General features: G+C 67.9%; 15 protein-coding genes. 13 read left to right on the forward strand and 2 right to left on the reverse strand.

The window, feature by feature from the left end; genetic code table 11:
• The first annotated feature begins 87 nt into the window (after positions 1-87).
• The 13 genes from H284_RS0114765 to H284_RS0114825 all read left to right on the forward strand — a co-directional run bounded on the left by H284_RS0114765 (position 88) and on the right by H284_RS0114825 (position 11,207).
• Entirely contained in the window at positions 88-378 is a 291-nt protein-coding gene (locus H284_RS0114765; protein ID WP_020076860.1) for a hypothetical protein, read from the forward strand.
• A gap of 192 nt (positions 379-570) precedes the next feature.
• Positions 571-1,848: an extracellular solute-binding protein gene (locus H284_RS0114770; protein ID WP_020076861.1), complete on the forward strand. Its 1,278-nt coding sequence runs from the start codon at positions 571-573 to the stop codon at positions 1,846-1,848.
• 62 nt (positions 1,849-1,910) lie between these two features.
• On the forward strand, positions 1,911-2,804 hold the full coding sequence (locus H284_RS0114775; RefSeq protein ID WP_029042959.1) for a carbohydrate ABC transporter permease: 894 nt from the start codon (positions 1,911-1,913) through the stop codon (positions 2,802-2,804).
• On the forward strand, positions 2,801-3,640 hold the full coding sequence (locus H284_RS0114780; protein WP_020076863.1) for a carbohydrate ABC transporter permease: 840 nt from the start codon (positions 2,801-2,803) through the stop codon (positions 3,638-3,640). Before H284_RS0114775 ends, H284_RS0114780 begins: the two co-directional genes overlap by 4 nt.
• Before the next feature lie 62 nt (positions 3,641-3,702).
• A complete protein-coding gene (locus H284_RS0114785; protein ID WP_020076864.1) occupies positions 3,703-4,743 on the forward strand; it encodes a LacI family DNA-binding transcriptional regulator in 1,041 nt (346 codons plus the stop codon).
• A gap of 11 nt (positions 4,744-4,754) precedes the next feature.
• Entirely contained in the window at positions 4,755-5,729 is a 975-nt protein-coding gene (locus H284_RS0114790; protein ID WP_020076865.1) for a glycoside hydrolase family protein, read from the forward strand.
• Positions 5,726-6,661 (forward strand): carbohydrate kinase family protein, encoded by a 936-nt coding sequence (locus tag H284_RS0114795; RefSeq protein ID WP_020076866.1) that lies wholly within the window; start codon positions 5,726-5,728, stop codon positions 6,659-6,661. The genes H284_RS0114790 and H284_RS0114795 overlap by 4 nt, the downstream gene beginning before the upstream one ends.
• 42 nt (positions 6,662-6,703) lie before the next feature.
• The gene (locus tag H284_RS0114800) at positions 6,704-6,901 is read left to right on the forward strand and encodes a hypothetical protein (protein ID WP_020076867.1); all 198 of its coding nucleotides are present in this window, start codon (positions 6,704-6,706) and stop codon (positions 6,899-6,901) included.
• A 55-nt stretch (positions 6,902-6,956) separates the two neighbouring features.
• Positions 6,957-8,159 (forward strand): NosD domain-containing protein, encoded by a 1,203-nt coding sequence (locus H284_RS0114805; protein ID WP_020076868.1) that lies wholly within the window; start codon positions 6,957-6,959, stop codon positions 8,157-8,159.
• Positions 8,160-8,200: 41 nt separating this feature from the next.
• Positions 8,201-9,535, forward strand: a complete 1,335-nt coding sequence (locus H284_RS0114810; protein WP_020076869.1) for a NosD domain-containing protein — start codon at positions 8,201-8,203, stop codon at positions 9,533-9,535.
• A gap of 64 nt (positions 9,536-9,599) precedes the next feature.
• Complete coding sequence (locus H284_RS0114815; RefSeq protein WP_020076870.1) at positions 9,600-10,112, forward strand: GNAT family N-acetyltransferase; 513 nt, start codon at positions 9,600-9,602, stop codon at positions 10,110-10,112.
• Between the two features lie 98 nt (positions 10,113-10,210).
• Positions 10,211-10,597, forward strand: coding sequence for an SHOCT domain-containing protein (locus H284_RS0114820; RefSeq protein WP_020076871.1), 387 nt, complete (start codon positions 10,211-10,213; stop codon positions 10,595-10,597).
• 259 nt (positions 10,598-10,856) lie between these two features.
• Positions 10,857-11,207 carry an ArsR/SmtB family transcription factor gene (locus H284_RS0114825; protein WP_020076872.1) on the forward strand — a complete coding sequence of 117 codons (351 nt, stop codon included), beginning with the start codon at positions 10,857-10,859 and terminating at the stop codon, positions 11,205-11,207.
• A gap of 10 nt (positions 11,208-11,217) precedes the next feature.
• On the opposite strand, the gene H284_RS0114830 is transcribed toward H284_RS0114825, so the two are convergent.
• Positions 11,218-11,928, reverse strand: a complete 711-nt coding sequence (locus H284_RS0114830; RefSeq protein ID WP_020076873.1) for a GAF and ANTAR domain-containing protein — start codon at positions 11,926-11,928, stop codon at positions 11,218-11,220.
• A complete protein-coding gene (locus H284_RS0114835; RefSeq protein WP_020076874.1) occupies positions 11,925-12,623 on the reverse strand; it encodes a GAF and ANTAR domain-containing protein in 699 nt (232 codons plus the stop codon). Before H284_RS0114835 ends, H284_RS0114830 begins: the two co-directional genes overlap by 4 nt.
• Between the last annotated feature and the right edge of the window lie 139 nt (positions 12,624-12,762).

Here is a 12,762-nt window from a genome sequence, read left to right on the forward strand (position 1 = left end):
ACGACCGTTCTGGCTGGCCAGGTGATGGTGTCTGGGCAACCGCCGCCTCCATCTACGGCCTGAAATCGTGCATCGCCTAGGAAAGCCATGACTACAGCAACGCCAGCTCGCAAGCGGTCCGCCCTCTACATCGCAATGACAGTTCTCATCGTCGTTGTCATTGCGAGCATCGTGGTCCAGATCGTTCTCGGGCTCACCGGCCACGCAGAGCTGGCGCGTGTGGTGAACCCCTTCACCTTCGCCATGCTGTCGGGGTTCTTCCTGGTCTTCGGTGTGTATTCCGGAAGGAAGGGCAAACCCACACAAAGCGTGGGGGGCTACATCGCCGCGGGATGCTGGATTCTCTACACGGCCCTTCTGATAGCGGGCGTCATGTAGGGGACGTGCGAGTCTTCACCTGACACGTGCGGACTCCCGCTGTTTGGCAAGTTTTGGCATTTTGGCGCGTTTTGGCGCTTGCGAACCGCTCCGGGGCCGACTTATCGTCGTGCCAAGACGTTTTGCCAAAACGTCTTGGCCCTAGAATGTCCCCCATGGCAGCCCGAGCTGCTCACAAGATCCGGAGTAACGATGCTTCGCAAGAAAATCGCGGCGGCCACAGCAGTCGGCGCCGCTGTCGCACTGGCCCTCGCCGGCTGCGGCGTCGGCGGAGGAGACTCGTCCTCGTCCGCCTCATCCATCACCGTGCTCGTCGAGGCCGGCGGTCATGCCGAGCTGCAGCCCATCGCCGACCTCTACAAGAAGGACACCGGCACCTCGGTGACCTTCGTCGAACTGCCCTACGACGGGCTCTACAACCGTCTCAACAGCGAGTTCACCTCCGGCACCGTCTCCTTCGACGTCGCCGCGCTCGACGCCATCTGGCTGCCGGCGTTCAAGGATGCGGTCACGCCGCTGAACAGCCAGTTCACCTCCAGCGTGAAGGACGACCTGTTCCCCGCGCTGGTGAAGGAGGCCAACGTCGACGGCACGTACGTCGGCATGCCGGTCTGGACGAACTCCGAGATCCTGTACTACCGCAAGGATCTGTTCGAGGATCCCGCAAACAAGACCGCCTTCAAGGCCAAGTACGGCTACGACCTCGTGCCCCCGACGACCTGGCAGCAGTACACCGACGCCGCTGCGTTCTTCACGCAGCCCGACAAGGGCCTCTACGGCACCGACGTCAAGGGCGCGGTCGAGACCGAGTACCTCGCCACGCTCTCGCAGACCGGGGAGAAGACGATGGTCGTCGATCCGTCGAACGGAGACGTATCGCTCGGAGACGCCGACAGCCTGAAGGCCCTCGACTTCTACACGAGCCTGCAGAAGTACGCCCCCGCCGGCGGTGCGCAGCTCGACTGGGCCGGAGCCCAGAACCTGTTCAACCAGGGCAAGACGGCGATGATGCGGTTCTGGGCGCACGCGTACCGGCAGATCCCGAAGGACGCGTCGGTGTACGGCAAGGTCGGCGTCGCGCCGATGATCGCCGGCCCCGGCGGAGTGGCCGGAGTCCCCGGCGCCTGGTACCTGTCGGTCGCGAAGGCCAGCAAGAAGCAGCAGCAGGGACTGGACTTCGTCAAGTTCGCCTACGAGCACAACGACCTGAGCGCCAAGACCTCGCTCGGCCTCGTCGCCCGCAAGTCCGCGTTCGAGAAGTACCAGGACCAGCCCGGATACGAGAACTACAAGCCACTGGTGGAGACATTGGATGCCCAGGCCACCATCCCGCGGCCCGCGACGCCGAAGTGGCAGCAGATCGTCGACACCGTGCTCGTCCCGATGATCCAGAAGTCCCTGCAGCCGGGAGCTGACAACCAGGCCCTGCTGAACGCCGCGAAGGAGCAGGTGCAATCACTAGTCAAGTAGTGGAGCAGCGGGCGGGCGACCGGATCGCCGGTCGCCCGCCCCAGGCTCCCCGCAAGCGTTCCATCCGCAGCGCCGACCGGCGCTTCGCGGCCCTCCTGATGCTCCCGGCCGCCCTGTTCCTGGCCGTGTTCATCGGCTGGCCACTGCTCCAGTTCGTCGGCGACAGCTTCTTCAAGATCAGCCCCATCGCCGGCGGGCCGCGCGAGTTCGTCGGGTTCGCGAACTACGTGACGGCGTTCACCAGCTCCGACTTCGGGAACGCCGCCTGGCGCACCCTCGTCTACACGGTGATCGTCGTCGCGTTCGAATTCGTCCTCGGGTTGCTCGTCGCGCTGCTCTTCACCTCCCTCGGCAACTCGTCGCGGGTGTTCCGCACGATCTTCCTCTACCCGCTGATGATCGCGCCGATCGTCGCCGGTCTGCTCTGGCGGTTCCTCCTCATCGACAACTTCGGAATCGTCAACGAGATCCTGAAGTCGGTGGGCCTCATCCACTCGAACGACCAGATCCAGTGGCTCAGCGACCCGAATATCGCCCTGTTCTCCGTGGCCATCCCGGACATCTGGTTGACGACGTCGTTCATCACGCTGGTGCTCTTCGCCGGCCTCCAGAACGTCCCCGGCGACGTGATCGAGGCGGCACGGCTCGACGGCGCGCGCTACCCGACCATCCTGTTCCGCATCGTGCTCCCTCTGCTCCGGCCGGTCATCGCCGTCGCCCTGATCGTCCGCGGGATCGACGCGGCGCGGGCCTTCGACGTCATCGTCATCCAGACCAACGGCGGACCTCAGCAGAGCACCGAGACGCTGTCGCTGCTGATCTACCGGACGATGGTCCGCTTCGGGGACCCCGGTCTCGCCAGTGCCATGGGGACGGTCTACCTGATCGCGATGCTCGCCGTCGCCCTCGTCGCGATCCTCACCATCTGGCGACCCGGAAGCGAGACGGAGCGATGAACGGACTCGAGACACGGCGCCTCAGCTCGCGCGCACTGCTGTGGTTCATCCTCGTCGCCGTGGTCGTGCTGTACGGATTCCCGTTCGTCTACATGCTGCTGACCTCGTTCAAGACGCCGCTCGAGACGATCTCGGTGCCGCCGAAGCTGCTGCCCACGGCGTGGACGGTCGATAACTACGTCTCGGCGTTAACGCGCGACGGCGTGCTCGCGTCGTTCATCAACAGCATCATCACGGCGGTCCTCAGCACACTCATCTCGCTGGTGCTGGCGATCCCGGCGGCCTACGCGGTCACCCGTTTCCGCACCAGGACCGGGCGGATCTTCATCGTCCTCGCCCTGGTCGCCCGCATGGTGCCGCCGATCGTGATCGGCGTGCCGATGATCACGATCTTCCGCAACCTCGGCATCTCGGACACCTCGCTCGCGCTGGCCATCGCCCACACGACGATCTCGCTGCCGCTCTCGATCTGGCTGATGTCGAGCTTCTTCGAGGCGGTGCCGACGGAGCTCGAGGAGGCGGCGAAGATCGACGGGAACAGCCGACTCGGCGCCCTGTGGCGGGTCGTCATCCCCGTGACGGCGGGAGGCGTCGCCGTCACCGCGATCTTCGCCTTCCTCGCCAGCTGGAACGAGTTCCTGTTCGCCCTGCTGCTCACCGCCGTCCGGTCGCAGACCACGCCGATCGTCATCGCCAACTTCCAGACGCAGTTCGGGCTGGACTGGGGATCGATGACCGCCCTCGCCGTGCTCTACTCGATCCCGGTGATCCTGCTCACCCTGCTGCTCCAGCGGCACATCGTCGCCGGCCTCACGCTCGGCGCGGTCAAGGGGTGACGGGCCATGCGGAGCAGCGGACGGCGGCGGGGGAGCCCGATGGAGGGGAGAAGTTCGTGGCAGTGAAGAGCACAGGGATCCGGGATGTCGCCGAGCTGGCCGGCGTCTCGGTGACGACGGTCTCGCACGTTCTCAATGACACTCCGCACACGCGGGTGTCGAAGGAGACGCGTGCGCGGGTCAGGGAGGCGGCCAAGACGTTGGGCTACGGGCCCAACCGGATGGCGCAGGCGCTGCGGACCAACCGGTCCGGCCTGATCGGACTCCTGAGCGAGGAGATCGCGACCACGCCGCACGCCGGACGGATCATCCTCGGCGCCCAGAACGCCGCGCGCGAGCACGACCTCACGCTCGTCATCATCAACACGGAGCGCGAAGCCGACGGCACGTCCCATCGCGAGGACGTCCAGGCCCTGATCGACCGGCAGGTCGACGCCGTGCTGTACGCGACGATGTACCACCGCACGGTCTCGCTTCCCCCGAACCTGCAGCGGATGCCCGCCGTGCTGATCGACTCGACCGACCGCGCGGGCATCGTCCCGGCGGTCGTCCCGGACGAGGTCGGGGGAGCGGTCGCCGCCGTCCGTCACCTGGTCGAGGCCGGCCACCGTCGCATCGGATTCCTGAACAACAACGACGACGTCCCGGCGACCCACCTCCGCTTCGCGGGCTACCGGCAGGTGCTGGAGGAGAACGGCATCCCGTTCGACGAGACCCTGGTGGCCTCGGCGCCGTCCGAGACGCTGCCCGGATACGGTCTGGCGAAGGAGATCCTTGCCAGGAGCGACCGGCCGACGGCTCTGTTCTGTTACAACGACCGGATGGCGATGGGCGCCTACCGCGCCGCCAGCGAGCTGGGCCTCGAGATTCCACGGGACCTCTCCATCGTCGGTTTCGACAACCAGGAACTCATCGCGGCCAACCTCTTCCCCGGGCTCACGACCGTCGCCCTCCCGCACTACGAGATGGGTGCGTGGGCGGTCGAGACCCTCGTGCACCTGCTCCACGGAGAGGCGGAGCACCGCCTCCTCGCCGACCGTCCGACCCTGCTCGACTGCCCGCTCGTTGTCCGCGAATCCGTCGCCGGACCCCGAGCCGACTGAAAGGTACGCACATGCTCCGCCTCGCCGCCTCCTGGGTGTGGGACTTCTGGATCGCCGACGACGGCGACCGCTTCCACCTGTTCTTCCTCAAGGCGTCCCGTGCCCTGCTCGACCCCGATCGCCGGCACTGGAGGGCCACCGTCGGCCACGCCACCTCCACGGATCTGAAGAACTGGACCGAGCACGCCGACGCCCTCCTCCCCGACGACGCACCCGCCTTCGACGACCTCGCGACGTGGACCGGCTCGGTCGTCCGGCAGGACGACGGCCTCTGGCGGATGTTCTACACGGCGGTGAGCCGGGAGGACGGCGGCGTCGCGCAGCGGATCAGTTCCGTGGTGTCCGACGACCTCTTCACCTGGAGGCGCGAGCCCGGCCGGCAGGTGCTGGAGCCGGACCCGCGCTGGTACGAGACGGCGGCGACCCGGCAGTGGCCGGACCAGGCGTGGCGCGACCCCTGGGTGTTCCATGACGGCGGGATGTGGCACATGCTGATCACGGCTCGCAGCATCCAGGGCTCCCCCGACGATCGCGGTGTGATCGGTCACGCCACGTCGCCCGATCTGCGCGCGTGGACGGTGCAGCCGCCGCTCTCGTCGCCGGGTGCGGGGTTCGGTCACCTCGAGGTCATCCAGACGGCCGTCGTCGACGGGCGCGCGGTCGGTCTGTTCTCGTGCCTCGGCACCGAGCTCGCCGAGCCGGGACGGCCGGGCGACGGGGGAGTGTGGGCGTTCCCGATCTCGTCCGCGACCGGCCCGTTCGACACCGCGAGCGCGTACCGGCTGACGGACGAGCGATTCTATGTCGGGCGGATCGTCCACGATCGGGCCGGGCAGGCGCAGTTCCTCGCCTTCCGCAACGTCGACCCCGAGACCGGATGGCAGGGCGAGATCGCCGACCCCGTGCCCGTGCACTTCGAGGACGATCGCCTGGTCGTCGCCTCCGCCACGACCGCGGAGTTCTCCGCAGCGTGGAGTCGCGAATGAGCCGGCCCACCCGCGCGCTGGTGATCGGCGAGGCGCTGATCGACGAGGTCGTGGCGGCCGACGGCGTGGAGCGTCACCCCGGCGGCTCGCCCGCCAACGTCGCGGTCGGCCTGGCCCGGCTTGGTGTCCCGACCGACTTCCACACGGCCCTCGGGCGCGACTCCGACGGTGCAGTGGTCGCCGAGCACCTGGCGGCTGCCGGCGTCCGCCTGACTCCCGGCTCGTGGACGGACGACCCCACCTCCGTGGCGACGGCGCGCATCGGTGCGGACGGCTCGGCGGAGTACGTCTTCCGTGTGTCGTGGGCACCGAGCGAGCCGCCATCGACGGGGCCGGCGGAGCTGGTCCACACGGGATCCATCGCCGCCTTCCTGAGCCCCGGAGCCGAGGTCGTGCCTGCGGCCCTGACGCGGGCACGGGAGGTCGGAGCCGTCACGACCTTCGACCCGAACATCCGGCCGGCTCTGCTTCCGGACGCGCCCGAGTCGCGCCGGATCTTCGCCGCCCTGGCCGCGCAGTCCGACATCGTCAAACTCAGCGACGAGGATGCCGAATTCCTCTTCCCCGGTACGCCGCTCGCGGCCGTGCTCGACGAGCTCGTGAGTTCCGGCGTCCGCGTCGCGGCCGTCACCCGGGGAGCCGACGGCGCGCTGCTGGCGAGCGGACGGCACCGGATCGCCGTCGACCCCGTTCCGACCCGCGTGGCGGACACGGTCGGTGCGGGTGACACCTTCATGGCGGCGCTGATCTGGGCGCTGTGCTTCGAGGGCATCGCGCCGCCGGACGGCACTCAGTTCGCCGAGACCGTCACCGGGGACCGGCTGGCCGCCGCCGGTCGGGCAGCCGCACGCGCCGCCGCGATCACCGTGTCCCGGGCGGGCGCTGACCTCCCGACGCGCGACGAGGTGCTGGCCTCGCTGCCGCAGCCCTGAACCCCACCAGTCCTGAACCCACAGCAGTCGACAAGGAGCCCCATGGCAGAGAAGCCGGCGGAGAGGTCCGCACAGACGTTTCAGCCCACCCGCCGCGCCGTCGTCCAGGGGCTCGCCTCCGCGACGACGCTTGCCGCGTTCGCGTACCTGGGCGCCCAGCCCGCCACGGCGGCGCCGGCCCCCGAACAACAGAAGCCGTCAGCGGCACCGCCCCGACGGGTGCCGGTCGGACTGCTCTGAATCCGCCATGACATCCACCGCGACGACACCCACCACGACGACGGAGAACCCACGCATGGAAACGAACGTCTACGACGTGACGGACTGGAAGGTCCCCGGCAGGCCGATCGACCCCCGCAACGACATCGGCGCCGTGATCAACAGCATCATCGCCGACATCAAACGCCGCCAGACCGATCCGGCCGACAAGCCGGGCGCGGTCATCTACATCCCGCCGGGCACCTACTCGCTCAAGACCCGGGTGGTCGTCGACATCAGTTTCCTCACCATCCGCGGATCGGGACACGGCTTCACCTCCCTCTCCATCCGCTACAACTCCGACACCACCGGGTGGCACGAACTGAATCCGGGTGGGAGCCACATCCGCGTGGAGAACACCGACGGGCATGCGGAGGCGTTCCTGGTCGCCCGCGATGGCAGCCCTCGGCTGAGCGCCATCGCCTTCGAGAACTTCGCCCTCGACGGGGTCTCCTTCGGCGCGAACCAGAACTCCTACCGCAACGGCAAGGTGGGCATCCGGTTCGGCAGCGACAACGACTCCGTCCGCGTGCGGGGCATGGGCATGGTCTACCTGGAGCAGGCGCTCGTGATCCAGGGGCCGGACGCCTTGGATGTGTCCGGCAACTTCATCGCCGAGTGCGGCACGTGCGTGATGATCGTGGGCGGCAGTCAGGCGTCACGGGTCGCGGATAATCACCTGGGCGCCGGACCGGTCGGCTTCTCGATCTTCGCAGAGAACAGCAACGGCCTCCTGATCACCGGGAACAACGTGTTCCCGCGCGGGATCGACTCGGTGCATCTGAAGAACTGCTTCCGGTCCAACGTCTCCGCCAACCGGCTGCAGTCCTTCTACCCCGGCAGCATCACCCTCGAAGGCAACTGCAAGGAGAACCTGATCAGCTCGAACATGTTCGAGCGGGTTGCCGAGAGTTACGGGCCGTTCCTCGGCGTCTCGAACGGCCTCGGCGACGATTTCGGTGTCGTGCAGATCAACGGCGACGGCAACACCATCACCGCCAACCATGTCACCTATGTCATCGCCCCCGACCAGGTCACCCCGGTGGGCGCCACGCCCGCGGTGTTCCGCATCCGGTCCGGAGATCAGAACGTCGTCGGCGGCAACCACACGATCACCAACCTGACCGTTCACACGGTCGTCCTCGACGCCGGGACCACCAACTCCCACGTCTACGACAGCGGGACCGAGGCCCAGCTGCTGGCCCAATCCGCCAGCTACGGCTTCCGTCCGACCCCCTGAACGACCGATATCGCACCGCGACGACCACGACCGGAGTACCCATGCCTTCCTCGAACCGCTACGACGTGACCGCCTGGCCGGTGGGCGATCCGGCCGAAGACATCGGCGAGGTGATCAACAGCATCGTCGCCGACATCAAGAGCCGGCAGAACATCACTGACGAGAACGACGGCGGGAGGCCTGGCGCGGTCATCGTCCTCCCGCCCGGTGACTACCGGCTGCGGACACCGGTGCGGATCGACGTCAGCTTCCTCCGGATCGAGGGGTCCGGTCACGGCTTCACCTCCTCCAGCATCCGGTTCAACGTCCCGGAGGACGAGTGGCCCGGTCTGCACGAACTGTGGCCGGGAGGCAGCAGGATCCTCGTCGATCTTCCGGCCGGCGACGACGACGGGGACCGCGCCGCGTTCGTCGTCGAGCGCGCCGGGAGCCCCCGGATCAGCTCGGTGGAGTTCTCGAACTTCTGCATCGACGGGATGCACTTCTCCGCAGACGGCTCGGAGCTGCACCCCGAGAACACCTACGTCAACGGGAAGACGGGCATCCTCGTCGCGAGCGCCAACGACTCCTTCCGGATCAACGGAATGGGATTCGTCTACCTCGAGCATGCCGTGACCATCCACAATGCGGATGCGCTGTCCATCCACGACAACTTCATCGCCGAATGCGGCAACTGCATCGAGCTCCGTGGTTGGGGGCAGGCGTCGAAGATCACCGACAACCTGATCGGAGCCGGATTCCGCGGGCACTCGATTTATGCGGAGAACCACGGCGGTCTGCTCATCACGGCGAACAACGTGTTCCCGCGCGGAGCCAGCAGCATCCGGCTGCGCGGGGTGACGCGGTCGAGCGTGACCGGCAACCGCCTGCACGCCTTCTACCCCGGCATGGTGCTGCTGGAGGAGAACAGTTCAGAGAACCTGGTCGCGACCAACCACTTCCTCCGCGATCACGAGCCGTGGACGCCGTTCCACGGCGTCGACAACGGGCTCGACGATCTGTTCGGGCTGCTGCGCGTCAGCGGCAACGACAACTCGGTGATCGGCAACCACTTCTCAGAGGTGATCGACGCGTCGACCGTCCGGCCCGAAGGCGCTCGGCCGGTGATCATCCGCGTCGTCTCCGGGACGGGCAACTACGTCGCGACGAACCACGTGGTCGCGATCGACGCCCATGCCGTGTCGAACGACTCCGCCTTCGAAGGCCAGGTGGATGCGCTCCTCGCGACCCGCTCGGCGGAGGCGCTCGCCGTGACGGCCGTCCAGGTCGATGCGGAGTCCGCGCGGAACACCGTGCTCGACTCCGGGACCGACGATCAGGTCGTCCTCGACCGTGCGGTCAACGCGTTCCGGGCGACTCCGGCCATCGGAGGCTGACCGTTGCCGTTCGGCCTGGGCGAACCCGGGACTTCGCGCAACGGCTCCGGGAGATACTGGGGGAGTGACGAGCATCCCCATCCGGCCGGCCCGGCCCGACGAGTACGCGGCGATCGGCGAGCTGACCCACGCGGCGTACACCAACGACTACACCGACCTTCCTGCGCACTACCGCGACGAGCTGAAGCATCCCGAAGCTCTGCTCGACGACTTCGAGTTCTTCGTCGCCGAGGACCCGGAGACCGGACAGCTGCTCGGCACCATCGCGCTGCTGCGGCCCGGCCACGACCAGGAGGGCCGGATCGCGCCGGACGAGCTGTACTTCCGGCTGCTCGCCACACACCCGGCGGCCCGCGGGCGGGGGATCGGGATCGCGCTCACGGAGTTCGCGCTCGATCAGGCCGCGCAGCGCGGTCAGCGCGTGGTCGTGATGAACAGCGGCCCGGACATGCTCGGCGCGCACGCGCTCTACCGCAAGCTCGGGTTCCGCCGCGAGGCCGAGCGCGAGGGCATCGTCGAACTCCCGGACGGCCGGACGTTCCAGCTGCTGACGTTCGTGCGCGAGGTCGCCGCCTGAAACACGGCGATTATGCCTACTAGCCGAGGATGATCCCGGCGTCGTAGCTTCAGGCCACGCGAAGTGCTGGCCGCTCCGCCCAACGAGAAGGAGTTGCTATGACTTTCTGGGATTTCATCGTCTGGACGTTCTGGTTCTATCTGGTCGTCGTCTGCATTTCGATCTTCATCCGCGTGATCATCGACGTCTTCCGCGACCCCGAGCTCAACGGATGGGCGAAGGCGCTGTGGGTGCTGTTCCTCGTCATCGTGCCGTTCCTCGCGGCCTTCATCTACCTGATCGCACGCGGCGGCCGTATGGCCCAGCGCAGCGCGGCCGGGGCGATGGAGGCGCAGGCGGCGGCGACGGAGCACATCCGTACGGTGGCGGGCACCAGCTCGCCGTCCGCCGAGATCGAGTCGGCCAAGCGCCTGCTCGACAGCGGCGCGATCACTCCGGCCGAGTTCGAGACGCTCAAGGGGAAGGCGCTCGCGGGGGTGGCGTGAGCGCGCGCGAACGCTGACCCGGGGCCGTCGCCGTCGCACCCGCGACGACGACGGCCTCGGCTTGTCAGCAGCATCCTGCTTGTCAGCAGCATCCTGCTTGTCAGCAGCAATCCGGCGCGCAGGAGCCGTCAGGTAGCGTTTGGCACTCGTCGGTGTCGCAGCATCCCATGGTGGCCCTCCCTTCTTCATCGATGGTTGTCGATGAACCACGATGGACGCATACATTGACGTTTGTCAATGTATCGACGAGAATCGATGTATGGCGATCACCGAGCTCCTCCCGCTGCGCGACCTGCAGGCCTGCTGCGCGCCGCTCACGACAGAAGTGATGAGCGAGGAGAACGCGCACTCGGTCGCGCGAGCGATGAAGGCCCTCGCCGATCCCGCTCGACTCCGGTTGATCTCGATGGTCGCGGCGCACGACGGCGGCGAGGCCTGCGTGTGCGACCTGACGGAACCGCTCGGACTCTCGCAGCCCACGGTGTCCCACCACCTGAAGATCCTGGTCGACGCAGGCTTCCTCAGCCGGTCGAAGCGGGGGACATGGGCGTACTACCGCCTGGTTCCCGGATCCCTCGACACGGTCTCCTCGTTCCTCGCGTCGGTCTGACGCCGGCGGGTCACAGCCTCAGCCGGCGCTCCACGATGTCGGAGGCGACCTGCGAGATGCCCTTCTGATTGCGCCGCGCGTAGTCGCGGATGAGCGCGAACGCCTGGTCGATCGGCACCGCGCGGGTCTGCGCGACCACGCCCTTGGCCTGCTCGATGATGATCCTGCTGTTCAACGCGAACTGCAGTTGCTGGCGGATCGCGTCGCTCTCGGCCAAGCTCCGCTGGTGCAGGATGCCGATGGTCGCCACATCCGCGAACGCCTGGGCGGCCACCAGGTCGTCCTCCGGCAGGTCGCCCGCGGCGGCGCGGAACAGGTTCAACGTGCCGATCGTCTGCGCGCGGAGGCGGAGCGGGATGGCGTCGATGGCGGCGAAGCCCTGCTCCAGGGCTCGGTCGCGGAAGGCCTGCCAGCGGTCGGGCACCTGCTCGATGTCGGCGACCGAGACGACCGCGCCGGTCTCGAAGCTCTCGATGCACGGACCGGCGTATGCGCTCAGCTGCATCACCTCGACCAGGCGGCTGGCCTCGCTCGTGGAGGCGATCACATCCAGTTCTCCGTGCTCGTCGGCCAGCATTACGCCGGAAGCCGTGGCGCCGAGGAAACGGCTGGAGAGGTCCACCAGGTTCTGCAGGAGGTCGACGACGTCGTAGTCGGCCACGAGCGTGTCGGCCAGCTGAGCGAACGCCCGCAGGATTCCTTGTTCGCGAGTGAGGGTCATCGCGATCGACCGTCCCCTCCGTCGAGCGCCGAGAAGTCGAGGCGACCGTCGAGGACGTCCCGCGAGACCTCCATCATCGAGCGATCCGTCGCGTAGGCGTGCGCTTGGATGACCATGCGGGCGTCGTCAGCGCTGACATCCAGCTGTGCGAGCACCATCCCGGTGGCCTGATGCACGACGCGGCGGGAGAACGGGTTCGCATCCTCGGCCGGTTCCTCGCGGCCCATGGTGTCGAGAGCGCGCTTCAGCAGCGTGCGTCCGGCGGCCTCGGCGAGCTTGGTGGCCGCCTGTGTGTGCGCTTCGTCCAGTGCGACGGGTTCGCGTGCGTACATGTCGACCGCGCCGATCCGCAGCGGCCCGACGAGCATCGGAAAGGCGAACAGGGCGCCGACCCCCGCCTCGATCGCGGCCGGCGTGAACGAGGTCCACTGCTGTTGCGGCCGTCGGCGCAGATCGGGTTCGAGCACGGGGCGGCGCAATCGCAGGGCGTCCCAGCAGGGACCCTCGCCGAGGTCGAACTGCAGCTCGTCGAGACGGGCGGCGATGGTGTCGCTGGCCGAGACCGTCTCCGTCCCCAGCAGGTCGCCGATGGTCGAGACGGCCGTCCCCTCGACCGGGAGCGCCTCCATGAAGGGGCGCCAGTACTCCGCCTGCGGTGCGTCGCCCGGAGGCGCATCGGTGGTGCTCTCGTTCATCCGCGGCCGCCGTCCATTCCACCCACGCTACCGGTCGGTACCATCGGTCTGTTCAAGCGTGCTCTCATCGCGCGGGGAAGTCCAGGTCGGGCTCGGGGCGGGAGGCCGGTCGAACGCCGCCACTCGACCGGCTCTCCGG

The sequence above is a fragment of the Cryocola sp. 340MFSha3.1 genome (genome assembly GCF_000383315.1).
Taxonomy (GTDB): Bacteria; Actinomycetota; Actinomycetes; order Actinomycetales; family Microbacteriaceae; genus Leifsonia.

Coding starts and splice junctions, on each gene's coding strand:
- H284_RS0114800 (WP_020076867.1), top strand. CDS start 6,704: ATGGCAGAGAAGCCGGCGGAGAGGTCCGCACAGACGTTTCAGCCCACC.
- H284_RS0114825 (WP_020076872.1), top strand. CDS start 10,857: ATGGCGATCACCGAGCTCCTCCCGCTGCGCGACCTGCAGGCCTGCTGC.
- H284_RS0114790 (WP_020076865.1), top strand. CDS start 4,755: ATGCTCCGCCTCGCCGCCTCCTGGGTGTGGGACTTCTGGATCGCCGAC.
- H284_RS0114805 (WP_020076868.1), top strand. CDS start 6,957: ATGGAAACGAACGTCTACGACGTGACGGACTGGAAGGTCCCCGGCAGG.
- H284_RS0114835 (WP_020076874.1), bottom strand. CDS start 12,623: ATGAACGAGAGCACCACCGATGCGCCTCCGGGCGACGCACCGCAGGCG.
- H284_RS0114770 (WP_020076861.1), top strand. CDS start 571: ATGCTTCGCAAGAAAATCGCGGCGGCCACAGCAGTCGGCGCCGCTGTC.
- H284_RS0114795 (WP_020076866.1), top strand. CDS start 5,726: ATGAGCCGGCCCACCCGCGCGCTGGTGATCGGCGAGGCGCTGATCGAC.
- H284_RS0114830 (WP_020076873.1), bottom strand. CDS start 11,928: ATGACCCTCACTCGCGAACAAGGAATCCTGCGGGCGTTCGCTCAGCTG.
- H284_RS0114780 (WP_020076863.1), top strand. CDS start 2,801: ATGAACGGACTCGAGACACGGCGCCTCAGCTCGCGCGCACTGCTGTGG.
- H284_RS0114820 (WP_020076871.1), top strand. CDS start 10,211: ATGACTTTCTGGGATTTCATCGTCTGGACGTTCTGGTTCTATCTGGTC.
- H284_RS0114765 (WP_020076860.1), top strand. CDS start 88: ATGACTACAGCAACGCCAGCTCGCAAGCGGTCCGCCCTCTACATCGCA.
- H284_RS0114810 (WP_020076869.1), top strand. CDS start 8,201: ATGCCTTCCTCGAACCGCTACGACGTGACCGCCTGGCCGGTGGGCGAT.